At 71.2% G+C, this 15,199-nt stretch carries 15 protein-coding genes; 13 read left to right on the top strand and 2 right to left on the bottom strand.

Annotation, left to right across the window (positions count from 1 at the left end):
* Nucleotides 1-7: 7 nt before the first annotated feature.
* Complete coding sequence (locus HQM25_RS02925; protein ID WP_172988890.1) at nt 8-496, top strand: SprT-like domain-containing protein; 489 nt, start codon at nt 8-10, stop codon at nt 494-496.
* On the opposite strand, the gene HQM25_RS02920 is transcribed toward HQM25_RS02925, so the two are convergent.
* Complete coding sequence (locus HQM25_RS02920) at nt 456-1,133, bottom strand: 2-phosphosulfolactate phosphatase (protein WP_172988889.1); 678 nt, start codon at nt 1,131-1,133, stop codon at nt 456-458. The two genes, HQM25_RS02925 and HQM25_RS02920, sit on opposite strands and share 41 nt — an antisense overlap.
* 75 nt (nt 1,134-1,208) lie before the next feature.
* On the opposite strand from HQM25_RS02920, the gene HQM25_RS02915 reads away from it, so the two are divergent.
* The 10 genes from HQM25_RS02915 to HQM25_RS02870 all read left to right on the top strand — a co-directional run bounded on the left by HQM25_RS02915 (nt 1,209) and on the right by HQM25_RS02870 (nt 12,117).
* Nucleotides 1,209-1,754, top strand: a complete 546-nt coding sequence (locus HQM25_RS02915; protein ID WP_172988888.1) for a hypothetical protein — start codon at nt 1,209-1,211, stop codon at nt 1,752-1,754.
* Between the two features lie 175 nt (nt 1,755-1,929).
* Nucleotides 1,930-2,778, top strand: a complete 849-nt coding sequence (locus HQM25_RS02910) for a nitrilase-related carbon-nitrogen hydrolase (protein WP_172988887.1) — start codon at nt 1,930-1,932, stop codon at nt 2,776-2,778.
* A gap of 42 nt (nt 2,779-2,820) precedes the next feature.
* Nucleotides 2,821-4,254 carry a dihydropyrimidinase gene (gene hydA / locus HQM25_RS02905; RefSeq protein WP_172988886.1) on the top strand — a complete coding sequence of 478 codons (1,434 nt, stop codon included), beginning with the start codon at nt 2,821-2,823 and terminating at the stop codon, nt 4,252-4,254.
* Nucleotides 4,255-4,288: 34 nt separating this feature from the next.
* Entirely contained in the window at nt 4,289-5,308 is a 1,020-nt protein-coding gene (locus tag HQM25_RS02900; protein WP_172988885.1) for a TIGR03842 family LLM class F420-dependent oxidoreductase, read from the top strand.
* Nucleotides 5,305-6,258, top strand: a complete 954-nt coding sequence (locus tag HQM25_RS02895; protein WP_438803617.1) for an ABC transporter permease — start codon at nt 5,305-5,307, stop codon at nt 6,256-6,258. The genes HQM25_RS02900 and HQM25_RS02895 overlap by 4 nt, the downstream gene beginning before the upstream one ends.
* Complete coding sequence (locus HQM25_RS02890; protein ID WP_172988884.1) at nt 6,258-7,058, top strand: ABC transporter ATP-binding protein; 801 nt, start codon at nt 6,258-6,260, stop codon at nt 7,056-7,058. The genes HQM25_RS02895 and HQM25_RS02890 overlap by 1 nt, the downstream gene beginning before the upstream one ends.
* Nucleotides 7,055-7,864 (top strand): ABC transporter permease, encoded by an 810-nt coding sequence (locus tag HQM25_RS02885; protein WP_172988883.1) that lies wholly within the window; start codon nt 7,055-7,057, stop codon nt 7,862-7,864. The genes HQM25_RS02890 and HQM25_RS02885 overlap by 4 nt, the downstream gene beginning before the upstream one ends.
* Nucleotides 7,865-7,933: 69 nt before the next feature.
* Nucleotides 7,934-9,091: an ABC transporter substrate-binding protein gene (locus HQM25_RS02880; RefSeq protein WP_172988882.1), complete on the top strand. Its 1,158-nt coding sequence runs from the start codon at nt 7,934-7,936 to the stop codon at nt 9,089-9,091.
* 86 nt (nt 9,092-9,177) lie between these two features.
* Nucleotides 9,178-10,506, top strand: a complete 1,329-nt coding sequence (locus HQM25_RS02875) for an aspartate aminotransferase family protein (RefSeq protein ID WP_172988881.1) — start codon at nt 9,178-9,180, stop codon at nt 10,504-10,506.
* A gap of 75 nt (nt 10,507-10,581) precedes the next feature.
* A complete protein-coding gene (locus HQM25_RS02870; RefSeq protein ID WP_172988880.1) occupies nt 10,582-12,117 on the top strand; it encodes a CoA-acylating methylmalonate-semialdehyde dehydrogenase in 1,536 nt (511 codons plus the stop codon).
* A 393-nt stretch (nt 12,118-12,510) separates the two neighbouring features.
* Here HQM25_RS02870 and HQM25_RS02865 read toward each other — a convergent pair whose 3' ends face one another.
* Nucleotides 12,511-12,957 carry an Lrp/AsnC family transcriptional regulator gene (locus HQM25_RS02865; protein WP_172988879.1) on the bottom strand — a complete coding sequence of 149 codons (447 nt, stop codon included), beginning with the start codon at nt 12,955-12,957 and terminating at the stop codon, nt 12,511-12,513.
* A 75-nt stretch (nt 12,958-13,032) separates the two neighbouring features.
* On the opposite strand from HQM25_RS02865, the gene HQM25_RS02860 reads away from it, so the two are divergent.
* Nucleotides 13,033-14,460: a DUF6421 family protein gene (locus HQM25_RS02860; RefSeq protein WP_172988878.1), complete on the top strand. Its 1,428-nt coding sequence runs from the start codon at nt 13,033-13,035 to the stop codon at nt 14,458-14,460.
* Nucleotides 14,453-15,124, top strand: coding sequence for an SDR family NAD(P)-dependent oxidoreductase (locus HQM25_RS02855; RefSeq protein WP_172988877.1), 672 nt, complete (start codon nt 14,453-14,455; stop codon nt 15,122-15,124). The genes HQM25_RS02860 and HQM25_RS02855 overlap by 8 nt, the downstream gene beginning before the upstream one ends.
* The last annotated feature ends 75 nt before the right edge of the window (nt 15,125-15,199 follow it).

The following is a 15,199-nucleotide window of genomic DNA, read 5'->3' as shown; positions in this document are numbered from 1 at the left end:
TCCGGGCATGTCGGAACTCCGTGACGTCCGCCGGTGGGCGGAGGCTCTCATCTCGCTGCACCTCGACCCGTCGTGGACATTCGCGTTCGACAACGCGAAGCGCCGCGCCGGGCTGTGCGACTACACGCGCCGGCGCATCAGCGTCTCGCGCTATCTCGCCGCCCGGTACGACGACGACACGAACCACCAGACCCTGCTGCACGAGGTGGCCCACGCGCTCGCCGGCGCGGGCGCCGGGCACGGGCCGCGGTGGAAGGCGCTCGCGCGCGAGCTCGGGTACGTGGGCGGCACCACGCACCACGGCGAGACGGCCACCGAGCTCGCCCCGTGGGTGGGCACCTGCCCGTCAGGGCACGTCGCCTACCGGCACCGTCGCCCGGGGCGCGCGATGTCGTGCGCGAAGTGCGCGCCGCGCTTCGACGAGCGGTTCGCCTTCGCCTGGACGCGCCGCGAGATCACACCCGCGACCCGCCTCGCCGCGATGACTCCGCGCTGACGAACACCCCGTCGCGCAGCACCGGGACCGAGGTCGACGCGTCGAGTTCGGCCGCCGCGAGCACCTCGTCGCGCAGACCGCGCTCGAGCAGCTCCTGGCCGGAGCCCGCGGCGGTGAGCAGGTGCCGCACGGCCCCGCGCAGCCCCCGGAACGCCTCGCAGGCGGCCGCCGCCTCGGGCGAGGTGTGGTCGATGCCGCGGCCGCCGAGCGCGTCGATCACCGCTCCCGCCCCGAGCTGGTCCTCGACCGCGAAACGCACGACCGCCCCGGCGTTCGGACCCGAGCGCTCGCCCGCGGCGATGACCGCCACACTCGTGCGCGCACCGCGGCGCGCCTGTTCGGCGAGTACCGCGTCGGCGACGGCGGCGGCGTTGCGCAGGCAGCCGAGCATGACGAGCGCACCGGTCTCGGCCGCGCGCTCGGCGACGAGCGCGCCGTTGAGCGAGACCGCGTGCGCCGCGGCATCCAGCGCGACGGGCTCACCCGCGTCGAGCTCGTCGACGACCGCCGAGGAGAAGCGCAGCACGTCGACGACGACCACGATGTCGGCCGGGTCCAGTCGCGCCAGGCCGTCCGCACCCCACTCGAAGCGCACCTGATAGCGCTGCTGGTCGAAGGGCTGGGCGTGCGCAGACATCCCCCCAGCCTACGAGGCGGGCCTGGGAGATCGCACGCCCGCGACAGCCGGCGGCCGGCACGGCACACTGGGGCCATGCGCATTCTGCTGAAGCTGGTCATCGACTGCGACGCCGACGCCGCCTGGCGGGCGCTGCACTCCCCCCGAGCGGTCGCCGATCTGTACGGGCCGGTCGTGGATCTGGCGCCGATGGATGCCGCGAGCATGCCCGTCACGCTGGAGCCGGGCGCCGACGTGCCGGTGCGCATGTCGTTCGGCGGCGCGGTTCCGCTGGGGGCGCAGCTCATCCACGTGAGCGAGCGGTTCGTCCCCGAGCGCCACGGCGAGGTGCGGATCCTCCGCGACAGCGGCATCCCCCTCACCGGGCCGCTGGCGAGCCTCGACATCTGGGACCACCAGATGGCCGTCTCCCCCGCCCCCGGCGACCCGACGAAGACCCTCTGGCGCGACCGGCTCGTCATCGGCGGCCCGGCCGCGGCCGCCCTGTGGCCGGTGCTGTGGGGCGTCTGGCAGTGGCGGGCCGCCCGCATCCGCGCGCTCGCCCCCACGTGGGCCTTCGACCCGGCCGCTCCCGGCGGCGATGCGCCCGAGCGCGCGCGGGAGGCCGGAACGGCCGGCTGACGGCATCCACCCCCTTGCCCGAGGTCGCCGGGAGGCTTTACTGTCCGGACACAGGCCGAAACGGACGGGAAATCCGGATCGAAGAGGATCAGGACACGGGGCGTCCCCTCGGACCCGACCGAACCCCCGTCGCCGGCAGTACGAAGCGGTTCCTTCGAGCATGGACGGAGACACGATGACCACGGTTCGCGCAGCCATATCGCAGACCACCTGGACGGGCGACAAGGAGTCGATGCTCGACAAGCACGAGGGATTCGTGCGCGACGCCGCCGCCCAGGGCGCCCAGGTGATGTGCTTCCAGGAGCTGTTCTACGGCCCTTACTTCGGCATCACGCAGGACAAGAAGTACTACCGCTTCGCCGAGTCGGCCGAGGGGCCCATCGTGCAGCGGTTCGCGGCGATCGCGAAGGAGCTCGGGATCGTCATGGTGCTCCCCATCTACGAGGAGGCCGAGACCGGGGTGTACTACAACACCTCGGTGCTGGTGGATGCCGACGGCAGCGTGCTCGGGAAGTACCGCAAGCACCACCTGCCGCACCTCGACCGCTTCTGGGAGAAGTTCTACTTCCGCCCCGGCAACCTCGGCTACCCCGTCTTCGACACCGCGGTCGGCCGCATCGGCATGTACATCTGCTACGACCGGCACTTCCCCGAGGGATGGCGCGAGCTCGGGCTCAACGACGCGCACATGGTGTTCAACCCGAACGCGACCAAGCCCGGGCTCTCCAACCGGCTCTGGGAGGTCGAGGGGCCGGCGGCGGCGGTGGCCAACGGATACTTCGTGCTCCAGCCCAACCGCGTCGGGCGCGAGGACAACGAGTACGGCGAGCTGGCGGTCGACTTCTACGGCACGAGCCAGGTGATCGATCCGCGCGGCAACTTCGTCGGCGAACGCGGCTCGGGAACGCACGAGGAGCTGCTGGTGCGCGACCTCGACCTGGACATGGTGCGCGAGATGCGCGACGACTGGCAGTTCTACCGCGACCGCCGCCCCGACTCGTACACGAGGATCGCGAAGCCCTGACCATCCGCTGATCGAGTCGCGACGAAGGAGCGTATCGAGATCATGACCACCACCCTCATCACCGGAGGCACCGTCGTCTCCGCCACCGGGCGCGGCGAGGCCGACGTGCTCATCGACGGCGAGACGATCGCGGCCGTGCTCGCGCCGGGCTCGCAGCTGCTGGGCACCGACCTCGCGGCATCCGTCGACACCGTCGTCGACGCCACCGGAAAGTACGTCATCCCCGGCGGCATCGACGCGCACACGCACATGGAGCTGCCCTTCGGCGGCACCAACGCGAGCGACACGTTCGAGACCGGCACGCGGGCCGCCGCGTGGGGCGGCACGACGAGCATCATCGACTTCGCGGTGCAGCGCTACGGCGAGCGCGTGCAGGACGGCCTGGCCGCCTGGCACGAGAAGGCCGCCGGCAACTGCGCGATCGACTACGGCTTCCACCAGATCGTGGGCGGCGTCGACGACGACTCGCTCGCCGCGATGCGGGGCCTGCTCGACGAGGGCGTCTCGAGCTTCAAGCTCTTCATGGCCTACCCGGGCGTCTTCTACTCCGACGACGCGCAGGTGCTGAAGGCCATGCAGGTCTCGGCCGAGACCGGGCTGCTCACGATGATGCACGCCGAGAACGGCCCAGCGATCGACGTGCTGGCCGCCCAGCTGGCCGAAGCCGGCAAGAAGGCGCCGTACTACCACGGCATCGCCCGCGCCTGGCAGATGGAGGAGGAGGCCACGCACCGCGCGATCATGCTCGCGAACCTCACCGGGGCGCCGCTGTACACCGTGCACGTGAGCGCGAAGCAGGCGGTGGACCAGATCGCGTGGGCCCGCGACCAGGGGTGGAACGTGTTCGGCGAGACGTGCCCGCAGTACCTGTATCTGTCTCTCGAGGAGCAGCTCGGCGCATTCAGCACGGAGTGGGGCCAGTTCGAAGGCGCCAAGTGGGTGTGCTCGACGCCGCTGCGCAGCCGCGACGAGGGCCACCAGCATCACATGTGGCAGGCGCTGCGCACCAACGACATCCAGATGGTCTCCACCGACCACTGCCCGTTCTGCATGAAGGGCCAGAAGGAGCTCGGGCGCGACGACTTCCGGGCGATCCCCAACGGCATCGGCTCGGTCGAGCACCGCATGGACCTCATGTACCAGGGCGTGGTCACCGGCAAGATCACGCTCGAGCGGTGGGTCGAGCTCACCAGCACCACCCCCGCCCGCATGTTCGGGCTGTACGGCAGGAAGGGCGTCATCCAGCCCGGCGCCGACGGCGACGTCGTGGTGTACGACCCGAACGGGCACACGACGATCTCGGCGGCATCCCATCACATGAACATGGACCACTCAGCGTGGGAGGGCTTCGAGATCGACGGGCACGTCGACACCGTGATCTCCCGCGGCAAGGTCGTCGTCGACGGCGGGGTGTACCTGGGCGCCAAGGGCGACGGGAGGTTCCTCAAGCGGGGCCTCAGCCAGTACCTCATCTGACGCTTCGCCCGCTCAACGACCGGAAATGTGAATCATGGACTTCGGAATCGTCCTCCAGACCAATCCCCCTGCCGCGCGCACGGTGCAGCTGGCGACCCTCGCCGAGGCGCACGGGTTCAGCCACGTGTGGACCTTCGACTCGCATCTGCTGTGGCAGGAGCCGTACGTGATCCACTCGGCGATCCTCGCCGCGACCAAGCGGGTGATGGTCGGCCCGTTCGTCACGAATCCCGCCACGCGCGACTGGACGGTCACGGCATCCGTGTTCGCGACGCTCAACGAGATGTACGGCAACCGCACGATCTGCGGCATCGGCCGGGGCGACTCCGCCGTGCGCGTGACCAACGGCAAGCCGACCACGATGGCGGAGCTGCGCGAGTCGATCCACGTGATCCGCGAGCTCGGCAATTCGCGGCCGGTCGAGTACAAGGGCGCGACGCTGCAGTTCCCGTGGAGTCGCGGCTCGTCCCTCGACGTGTGGGTGGCCGCCTACGGCCCGATGGCGCTGAAGCTGACCGGCGAGGTCGGCGACGGCTTCATCCTGCAGCTGGCCGACGTCGACATCGCCGCGTGGATGATCAGGACGGTGAAGGATGCCGCGGCGGCAGCCGGTCGCGATCCGGAGTCGCTGCAGTTCTGCGTCGCCGCGCCGATGTACATCGGCGAGGACCAGCAGCACATGCGCGATCAGTGCCGGTGGTTCGGCGGGATGGTCGGCAACCACGTCGCCGACATCGTCGCCAAGTACGGCCACCACGGCGACGCGGTGCCCGAGGCGCTGACGGACTACATCGACAAGCGCACCGGCTACGACTACAACACCCACGGCAGGTCCGACAACGACCACGTCGACTTCGTGCCCGACGAGATCGTCGACCGCTTCTGCATCCTCGGCACCGCCGAGGAGCACATCGACAAGCTCCGGGCCCTCGCCGACATCGGCGTCACCCAGTTCGCCGGCTACCTCCAGCACGACAACAAGGAGGAGACGATGCGCGTCTACGGCGAGACCGTGATCCCCGCACTGCAGACGCACGTGACGGCCAAGTCGTGACGGTGACCGACCCGCGCGGGGCGATGACGGACGCCCCGGTCCCGCCCGCCGCGGGTCGCCGCGCCCGCGCCCCGCGCCGGGCGAGCCGGACCGCGAGCGCGTGGGCGTGGGGCGCGGTCGGCATCCTCGCCGTCATCGCCGGGTGGGAGCTGTACAAGCTCCTCGCCCCCGACGACGGCGTGGTCATCGGAGGGCTCCGGGTGCTTCCCCGCACGACGGATCTCGCGATGCCGCACGTGTGGGACATGGCGGCTCGGCTCATGGAGCCTGTGACCCGGCAGGAGGGATCGCCGCCGCTGTGGGCGGCGATCGCGCTCGCCGCGCTGACGACGCTCGGCATCGCCGCGGCCGGATGGCTCGTCGGGCTCGTCGTCGGGTTCGCGCTGGCGCTCGTGATGCAGCGGTGGCGCCTCGCCGAGTGGAGCCTCCTCCCCTGGATCATCCTCAGCCAGACGGTGCCCCTCATCGCGTTCGCGCCGATCGTGAAGAGCTGGGGGTCGCGCATCGAGATCGGCGGCTTCGAGTGGCAGGACTGGATGTCGGTCGCCGTCATCGCGTCGTATCTCGCCTTCTTCCCGATCGCGATCGGCGCGCTGCGGGGCCTCCAGTCGCCCGACCGCATCCACGTGGAGCTCATGCACACCTACGCCGCCGGGTACTGGCCGACCCTGCTGCGGCTGCGGGTGCCGGCATCCGTTCCCTACCTCCTCCCCGCACTCCGGCTCGGGGCGGCGAACGCCGTGATCGGCGCGGTCGTCGCCGAGGTGTCGACCGGGCTGCAGGGCGGGATCGGGCGGCTGCTCATCCAGTTCGCCGGGCAGGCCTCGGGCGACCCGTCGAAGGCGTGGGGACCGATCTTCGGCGCGGTCGCGCTCGGGCTGGTCGCGGCCGGATCGATCGCGCTCCTGGGCTGGATTCTCAAGGACTACCGACGCGGAGAGGCGGCGTGATGGCGGGTGCGGTGACGGTCAGGGGCGTCTCGAAGACGTTTCCGGCCAGGACGGGCGATGTGCGGGCGCTGGATGCCGTCGACCTCGAGGTCGACGAGGGCGAGTTCGTGTCGCTCATCGGGCCGTCGGGGTGCGGCAAGTCGACGCTGCTGCGACTGGTCGCCGACCTCGACACGGCCACGGCGGGCACCGTCGAGGTGTTCGGCAAGCCGGCCGCGCAGGCCCGCCGCGACCAGGAGTACGGCATCGCCTTCCAGCAGGCCGGGCTGCTGCCGTGGCGCACGGTCGCCGCGAACATCGGGCTCCCCCTGGAGCTGCACGGCATCGCCGCCGCCGAGCGGCGCGCGCGGGTGGCCGAGCTGACGGAGCTGGTGGGGCTCTCCGAGTTCGCCGACCGCTATCCCGACCAGCTCTCGGGCGGCATGCAGCAGCGCGTGGCGATCGCCCGCGCGCTCGCCGAGCGCCCCCGGCTGCTGCTGATGGACGAGCCGTTCGGCGCCCTCGACGAGATGACCCGCGAGCGCATGCAGGCCGAGCTCGTGCGCATCACCGCGGAGACCGGCGCCGCGGTCGTGTTCGTGACCCACTCCATCCCCGAGGCGGTGTTCCTCTCGGATCGCGTCGTGGTGATGTCGCCGCGACCGGGGCGCATCACCGAGGTCATCACGACCGGCTTCGGCACCGACGTCGCCCGCGACGACTCGCTGCGCGAGGCGCCCGCGTTCTTCGACCGGGTGACCGCCGTGCGCGAGGCGCTGCACGGCTCGCCGGTGGCCCCGGGCGGCCGGGAGACGCGATGACCGCCGTCGCGGACCGGCGCACCGGCTGGTCGCCCGCGACCGAGCGCCGACTGCGGGTGCTCGCGCCCGTCGTCGTGGGCGTGGTGGGGCTTGCCGTGTGGCAGTTCCTCGTCACGGTCGTCGGGGTCTCGGACTATCTGCTCCCGAGCCCGGCCGCGATCGCCGAGGAGTTCGTCGCGTTCTGGCCCGCGATCCTGCAGGCGACGATCGTGACGGGCACGAACGCGCTCATCGGCCTGGTCGTCGGGAGCCTCCTCGCGATCCTGCTCGCGGCCCTCGCCGCGCGCTGGCACGCGGTCGACGGCATGTCGGCGCCGATCGTCGCCGCACTCGCGGTCGTGCCCATCGTCGCCCTCGCCCCCGTGCTCAACTCGATGTTCGGCGCCGACAGCCAGTTCGGCCGGCAGGCGATCGCGGCGCTGGCCGCCTTCGTCCCCGTGTTCGTGAACACGCTGCGCGGGCTCCGGCAGACCCGGCCCGTGCATCGCGAGCTCATGCGCAGCTATGCGGCATCCGGGGCCCAGGAGTTCCGCTTCGTCACCCTCCCCACCGCCGTCCCGTACCTCATGACGGGCATCCGGATCGCGAGCTCGCTCGCGGTCATCTCGGCCCTCGTCGCCGAGTACTTCGGCGGCCCGCGCGGCGGCCTCGGGAGCTTCATCTCGACCTCGGCCGCCACCAGCGCCTACGCCCGGGCGTGGGCGTACGTCGCCGCCGCGATCGCGCTCGGGCTCCTCTTCTACGTCGCGACCGCCCTGCTCGAGCGCCTCGTGATGCGGCGGCTGCTCCCGCAGTCCGCACCCTGACCCCCCTCCGCGTCCTCGCCGCGCGCGAGGCGACCCGCACCACCGCAGCAACACATCGAAAGGAACGACATGAAGCACAGCACACGTCGCGGACTCGCGACCGGCGCCCTCGCCGTGTCGGCCGCGCTCCTTCTCGCCGGCTGCGCCGGCGGCGGAGGCTCCGCCGACCCGAGCGACGACGGGGACGCCTCCGGCGAGCTCACCGAGGTGAAGCTCCAGCTCCAGTGGCTGCCGCAGGCCCAGTTCGCGGGGTACTTCGCCGCGGTCGACCAGGGCTTCTTCGAGGAGGAGGGCCTGGAGGTCGAGATCATCCCGTCGGGCGGCGACATCGTCCCGCAGGACGCCCTCGCCAACGGCGACGTCGACTTCGCGATCGCCTGGGTGCCCAAGGTGCTCGGCTCGATCGAGGCCGGGGCGAACCTCACCGACATCGCGCAGATCTTCCAGCGCTCGGGCACCCTCCAGGTCTCGTGGGCGGACTCGGGCATCGAGTCGGTCGCCGACTTCGAGGGCAAGAAGATCGGCTCGTGGGGTTTCGGCAACGAGTGGGAGATCTTCGCGGCGATGGCCGCGGAGGGACTCGACTCGACCACCGTGGAGATCATCACGCAGGACTTCAACATGAACGCCTTCCTGCAGGGCGACATCGACGCCGCGCAGGCGATGACCTACAACGAGTACGCGCAGCTGCTCGAGACCGCGAACCCCGACACCGGCGAGCTCTACCAGCCGGAGGACTTCAACGTCATCAGCTACCAGGACACCGTCGGCGGCATGCTGCAGGACGCGATCTGGGCCGACACCGAGCGGCTGGACTCCGACGAGGCCTACGCCGAGACCGCGGTCAAGTTCCTGAAGGCCGTCGTCAAGGGCTGGGCGTTCGCGCGCGACAACCCCGAGGAGGCCGCCGAGATCACGCTCGCCAGCGGATCGGGCTGGGGACCCAGCCACGAGCTGTGGATGATGAACGAGATCAACAAGCTCATCTGGCCGGCGGACGCGGGCATCGGTGTCATCGATGAGGCCGCGTGGGAGCAGACCGTCGAGGGCGCCCTCGCCGCGGTCAACGAGACGGGCGCCCACCTCATCACCGAGGAGCCCCCGGCCACCGCGTGGAGCAACGAGTACATCCAGCAGGCGCTGGACGAGCTCGAAGCCGACGGCGTCGACGTGAGCGGCGCGGACTTCGCGCCGATCGAGGTCGAGCTGCAGGAGGGCGGCAACTGATCGGCGTGGGGCGCTTGCCTCGCCCGCTCGCGCGATCGCGAGACCGAGCGCCCCACAGCCCGCGCCGCATCGGGAAGGATGACAGCATGAGCGAGGACCTCGACGACCGCGCGAAACTCCTCGACCGCGAGTACGTGTTCCACTCCTGGTCGGCCCAGGGCGCCCTCGACCTGCCGGTGATCGCCGGCGGATCGGGCACCGTCGTGTGGGATCACGCGGGGAACCGGATGCTGGACTTCGCCAGCCAGCTCGTCAACGTGAACATCGGGCACCAGCATCCCGCGGTGGTGGCCGGCATCCAGGAGCAGGCGGCGCGGCTGGCGACCATCGGCCCGGCCACGGCGAACCTGCATCGAGGGCTGGCCGCCGAGCGCATCCTCTCGAAGGCGGAGGCGTCGTCGAGCGGGCGAGGCGGTTTCCGCAAGGTCTTCTTCACCAACGGCGGAGCGGATGCCAACGAGAACGCGATCCGCATGGCCCGCCTGTCCACGGGGCGAGACACGGTGCTCTCGACCTACCGCTCGTACCACGGCAACACGGGCGCCGCGATCGTCGCGACCGGCGACTGGCGACGGATGCCGAACCAGTACGCCCGCGGGCACGCGCACTTCTTCGGCCCCTACCTGTACCGCAGCGAGTTCTGGGCGACGACGCCCGAGGAGGAGTCGGAGCGCGCGCTCCACCATCTGCGGCGGGTCGTGGAGTCGGAGGGCCCCCAGACGGTCGCCGCGATCCTGCTGGAGTCGGTGCCCGGCACCGCCGGCATCCTCCTGCCGCCGCCCGGTTACCTCGCCGGTGTGCGGGAGCTGTGCGACGAGTTCGGCATCGTGCTGATCCTCGATGAGGTGATGGCCGGCTTCGGCCGCACGGGTCGCTGGTTCGCCTTCGAGGGGTACGACGTGGTCCCCGACCTCATCACCTTCGCGAAGGGTGTGAACTCCGGCTACGTGCCGGTGGGCGGGGTCGTCATCTCCGAGCCGATCGCGGCGGTCTTCGACGAGCGCGTCTTCCCCGGCGGACTGACCTACTCCGGACACCCGCTGGCGGCGGCATCCATCATCGCCTCGATCGACGCGATGGAGGCGGAGGGCATCGTCGAGCACGCCCGCACCGTCGGCGCCGAGGCGATCGGCCCCGGCCTGAGGGAACTCGCCGAGCGGCATCCGCTCATCGGCGAGGTGCGCGGCGAGGGCGTCTTCTGGGCGATGGAGCTCGTGACCGACCGCGCGACGCGCGAGCCGGCGCCGCCCGCCCTCATCGGCGCGCTGAAGAAGGAGATCGCCGCCCGCGGCGTGCTGCCGTTCACGGCCGACAATCGCATCCACGTCGTGCCGCCGTGCGTGGTGACCGCCGACGAGGTTGTCGAGGCGATGGCGGCCTACGACGCCGCGCTCACCGCGGTCGAATCCGCCTGAGGGGTTGCGTCCACGGCGGCGTGGCGCAGACTGGAAGGCGGCCCCCACGAAGGGCGACTCAATGGAGAGGACGACATGACCGACACCACGACCCTCGAGCACGACGCACCCGCCGCTGCCACCGCGATCGTCGACCACTGGGTGGGAGGGATGCCGTGGGCCGGCGCCTCCGACCGCCTGGGCGAGGTCTTCAACCCGGCGCTCGGCACCGTGCAGCGGCACGTGCGCTTCGCGACAGCCGACGACGTCGACCACGCCGTGCAGGTGGCCGTCGACGCCGCCGCCGGCTGGCGGGATGCCTCGATCGCGAAGCGCCAGCAGGTGATGTTCGCGTTCCGCGAGATCGTGAACGCGCGCCGCGACGAGCTGGCGGCGATCCTCACCGCCGAGCACGGCAAGGTGCTCTCCGACGCGCTCGGCGAGATCGCCCGGGGCCTGGAGGTGGTGGAGTTCGCGTGCGGGCTCGGGCACCTCACCAAGGGCGCGTACAGCGAGAACGCCTCCAGCGGCATCGACGTGTACACGCTCCGCCAGCCGCTGGGCGTGGTGGGCATCATCAGCCCGTTCAACTTCCCGGCGATGGTGCCGATGTGGTTCTTCTCCATCGCCCTGGCCGCCGGCAACGCCGTCGTGCTCAAGCCCTCGGAGAAGGACCCGAGCGCGGCGAACTGGATGGCCGCCGCCCTCACCGAGGCGGGCCTGCCCGACGGGGTCTTCACGGTGCTGCACGGCGACAAGGTCGCCGTGGACGGGCTGCTGGAGCACCCGGAGGTGAAGGCGATCTCGTTCGTGGGGTCCACGCCGATCGCCCGGTACGTGTACGAGACGGGCACCCGCAACGGCAAGCGCGTGCAGGCCCTCGGCGGCGCGAAGAACCACATGCTCGTGCTGCCGGACGCCGACCTCGACCTCGCCGCCGACGCCGCCGTGAACGCGGGCTTCGGCTCGGCGGGAGAGCGGTGCATGGCGATCTCGGTCGTGCTGGCCGTCGACACGGTGGCCGATGCGCTCGTGGAGAAGATCTCGGAGCGCATGGGGCGGCTGCGCACCGGCGACGGCACCCGCGGGTGCGACATGGGTCCGCTCATCACCGGCGCCCACCGCGACAAGGTCGCCTCGTACGTGGAAGTGGCCGCCGGCGACGGCGCCGATGTCGTCGTCGACGGCCGGGGCATCGAGGTCGACGGCGACCCGAACGGCTTCTGGGTCGGCCCGACACTGCTCGACCGCGTGCCGACCTCGTCGGCGGCGTATCGCGACGAGATCTTCGGCCCCGTGCTGTCGGTCGTGCGCGTGGACGGGTACGAGGACGGGCTCGACCTCATCAACTCCGGCGCCTTCGGCAACGGCACGGCGATCTTCACGAACGACGGGGGCGCCGCCCGGCGCTTCCAGCGCGAGGTGCAGGTCGGCATGATCGGCATCAACGTGCCGATCCCGGTGCCGGTCGCGTACCACTCGTTCGGAGGCTGGAAGGCCTCCCTCTTCGGCGACGCGAAGGCCTACGGTCCGCACGGGTTCGAGTTCTTCACCGCCGAGAAGGCGATCACCTCCCGCTGGCTCGACCCGTCGCACGGCGGCATCAACCTGGGCTTCCCCCAGCACACCTGACGCCGGGGCCCGAGCCGACGGCGTTCCTTGCCCTCCGGAGGTTTGTTTGCCGCCCACGGCGGCCGCTGCCCTCCCCCCCCGAGCGCCCTCGCCGCCGACGAATCCAGCCCGCGTCGGCATGTCGATTCCACCATTGCACCTCCCGCTCACACAGACCCGTGGCCGCGACGTCGCCGACGGCGTGTGAGCGGGAGGTTCAACAGGAGCATGTGCGCGGGAAGTCCATCGGGCCGGCGCACGCGCGAAGTTCAGCCGCATCCGTCGGCGCCGATCGACCACGCCGCGTGAACACGAAGTCCATCGGACCCCTGTGAGCAGGAAGTTCAACGGCGAAATCGGGAACATCCCGAACGGAGAATCCGATCGAATGCGGCTGCGCGATGCCGGTCCGACTCAGCCGGGCAGCAGCGGCCGGTTCTCGTAAAAGGTCTGCAGCACGACCGTCGTGCGCGTGTTGACCGAGGCGGCGGCGCGGATGTCGCGGATCAGCGACTCGAGGTGGCGCGGCGAGGCGACTCGCACGAACAGGATGTAGCTCGCGTCGCCCGCGATCGAGTGGCACGCCTCGATCTCGCTCAGGTGCTCGAGCAGCTCCGGCGCGGTGTCCGGCTGGGCGGGATCGAGCGGAGTGATCTCGATGAACGCCGACAGCGGCTTGCCCACCGCCTCGGGATCGATCGCCGCGCGGTACCCGGTGATGACGCCGCGCGTCTCCAGTCGTCGCAGTCGCGTCTGCACGGCCGAGACCGACAGCCCCACCACGGCCGACAGCTCGGACAGGGTCGCCCGGGCGTTCAACGAGACCTCGCGCACGATCAGCGTGTCGACAGCATCTTCCACGGCATGGAAGAATACCGGCAGGTTCCTGCGTTCGCAGGAAAGTTTCCGCGAGATCGCCAGATCGGAGGTTCTTCCATGTCCGTGACCCCCATCACCCCGACCAAGGTCATCATCGGCGAGCCCGAGGTCGTCGAGGACGCCGCGGTCGAGCACTCCGCCGCGTGGCTGCGTCTCAAAGCCGCCGCGACCGCCCTCCAGCCGCTGCAGATCAAGGACGGCTCGATCCCGGATGCCGCGCACCACGCCGCGGCGCGCGCGCACGTCACCGCGATCACCGCGGCCATCGCCGAACTGCGTCCGCTCTTCCCGCACGATGACGCGTACCTCGCGGCATCCATCGTCGATTTCCAGCGCTGGGCCGACAGCGGCTTCGGCGTGCCGGACTTCCTCGACTCCCTCGTCGCGTTCCAGCCGCAGCGGCACCGCGTCGACGGCCTCCGCCACCTCGTCGTGTTCCCGATGTACACGCAGAACGGCTCGAGCGACCGGCATGTGGAGGCCCTCATCGTCGAGGTCATCTGGCCCGAGTTCATCGCACGGCTGGAGGCGGGCGACTACGGCAACAAGCTCTTCGTCTCGCTGCGCCTGATCGACTTCACGCCCGGGTACGACACCAACAGCGCCGTGCTCTTCCCCGAGACGGTCGCCATGCGCGAGATCCCGACGTTCACGTGGGGCGCGATCTTCCAGGACCGGGAGGCCGCGCGCTACCGTCGCGTCACCCGCGCGGCCGCCGAGATCACCAAGCTCGACCTCCCGGCCGACGCCGCGCGCATGCTCGACGACCAGTCGCTCACCGAGAAGACGTTCGTGATGTGGGACATCATCCACGACCGCACCCACATGCGCGGGGATCTGCCGTTCGACCCGTTCATGATCAAGCAGCGGATGCCGTACTTCCTGTACTCGCTCGAGGAGCTGCGGTGCGACCTCACCGCGTTCCGCGAGTGCGTCGCGATCCAGCAGCGCCTGACCGCGCGACGCGACGAGGACGGGCTGGATGCCGCGGAGGCGGAGATGCTCGAGCACGCACGGCTCGTGCAGTACGCGGTGATCTTCGACCGCATCTTCCGCTTCGCGATCACCGGCTCCCGCGTGCGCAACTACGACGGCCTCGGCGGGCAGCTGCTGTTCGCCTGGCTGCACCAGCGCGGCGTGCTGCACTGGACCGACACCTCGCTCGCATTCGACTGGGACGCGGTTCCCGCCGCGGTCGTCGCCCTCGGCGACGCGATCGACGAGCTGTACTGGCGCTCGATCGACCGCCCGAAGCCGGCGCACTGGCTGGCCGCGTACGACCTCGTGCGCGCGACACTCACGCCGAACCCGGCCTCGGCCTGGGCGCGCGGGCTGCCCGACGACATCCTCGCCGGGGCGCCGAAGGGGTACACCGACGCCGTGATGGACGACGAGTTCCCGCTGTCGATGTTCTACGAGGCGCTCGAGAAGAAGATGCGCCCGGTCATCGCGTCGACGACCGGCATCACGGGCGCGGATGTCTAGCGCCGCCGGGCGCACCGTCGTGATCGCCGGCGCCACGAGCGCGAGCGGCGCCGCGGCGACGCGGGTGCTGGCCGACGCCGGCGCCCGCGTCGTCGCGGTCGGACGCGACGCCGAGCGCCTGGCGCCGCTGGCCGCCCACGGCGCGGTCGAGGTGTGCGATCTCACCGACGAGCGGGACGTCGTGCGCCTCGCCGCACGCGTGCGCACCGCGTACGGCCCGCCCGACGGCGTGCTGCACCTCGTGGGCGGCTGGCGCGGCGGCGGCGGACTGGCGGGACAGACCGAGGAGGACTTCCGCGCGCTCGAGGGGTCGCTCACGGCGCTGCGGCACGTCACCCGCGCGTTCGACGCGGACCTGCGGTCGTCGGCATCGGCCCGGCTGGCGATCGTCTCCTCGACGTCGGTGACCCGACCGCTCGCGGGCGGCGCGAACTACGCGGCGGTGAAGGCGGCCGCCGAGGCCTGGACGCGCGCGGTGGCGCAGGGCTTCGCGAAGAGCGCGCGCGACGCGGACGAGCCGCTGCGGGCGGCATCCACCATCTTCCGCGTCACCACCCTCGCCGGCCTCGAGCAGCGCCTCGCGGAGGCCTATCGCGACCTGTGGGATGCCGACGCCGCGGCCGTCAACGACACCGTCATCGACCTGACCGCCCCGAGCCCCTGACGGCCCCGGCGGCCCCGGCCGGCGCCCTGCCGGCCCGCCGGCGTGCAGAACTCCGGAGAAACCTCGCCGGCGGCA

Origin of the sequence: Microbacterium hominis (assembly GCF_013282805.1) — a bacterium.
Taxonomy (GTDB): domain Bacteria; phylum Actinomycetota; class Actinomycetes; order Actinomycetales; family Microbacteriaceae; genus Microbacterium; species Microbacterium hominis_B.
Note: the sequence above shows the minus strand (reverse complement) of the source record. Positions and strands in the feature narration are given on the sequence as shown.

Excerpts from the sequence above, each read along its gene's own strand:
- hydA (WP_172988886.1), top strand. The coding sequence starts at position 2,821 with ATGACCACCACCCTCATCACCGGAGGCACCGTCGTCTCCGCCACCGGG.
- HQM25_RS02920 (WP_172988889.1), bottom strand. The coding sequence starts at position 1,133 with ATGTCTGCGCACGCCCAGCCCTTCGACCAGCAGCGCTATCAGGTGCGC.
- HQM25_RS02910 (WP_172988887.1), top strand. The coding sequence starts at position 1,930 with ATGACCACGGTTCGCGCAGCCATATCGCAGACCACCTGGACGGGCGAC.
- HQM25_RS02870 (WP_172988880.1), top strand. The coding sequence starts at position 10,582 with ATGACCGACACCACGACCCTCGAGCACGACGCACCCGCCGCTGCCACC.
- HQM25_RS02855 (WP_172988877.1), top strand. The coding sequence starts at position 14,453 with ATGTCTAGCGCCGCCGGGCGCACCGTCGTGATCGCCGGCGCCACGAGC.
- HQM25_RS02900 (WP_172988885.1), top strand. The coding sequence starts at position 4,289 with ATGGACTTCGGAATCGTCCTCCAGACCAATCCCCCTGCCGCGCGCACG.
- HQM25_RS02885 (WP_172988883.1), top strand. The coding sequence starts at position 7,055 with ATGACCGCCGTCGCGGACCGGCGCACCGGCTGGTCGCCCGCGACCGAG.
- HQM25_RS02925 (WP_172988890.1), top strand. The coding sequence starts at position 8 with ATGTCGGAACTCCGTGACGTCCGCCGGTGGGCGGAGGCTCTCATCTCG.
- HQM25_RS02915 (WP_172988888.1), top strand. The coding sequence starts at position 1,209 with ATGCGCATTCTGCTGAAGCTGGTCATCGACTGCGACGCCGACGCCGCC.
- HQM25_RS02875 (WP_172988881.1), top strand. The coding sequence starts at position 9,178 with ATGAGCGAGGACCTCGACGACCGCGCGAAACTCCTCGACCGCGAGTAC.
- HQM25_RS02860 (WP_172988878.1), top strand. The coding sequence starts at position 13,033 with ATGTCCGTGACCCCCATCACCCCGACCAAGGTCATCATCGGCGAGCCC.
- HQM25_RS02880 (WP_172988882.1), top strand. The coding sequence starts at position 7,934 with ATGAAGCACAGCACACGTCGCGGACTCGCGACCGGCGCCCTCGCCGTG.
- HQM25_RS02890 (WP_172988884.1), top strand. The coding sequence starts at position 6,258 with ATGGCGGGTGCGGTGACGGTCAGGGGCGTCTCGAAGACGTTTCCGGCC.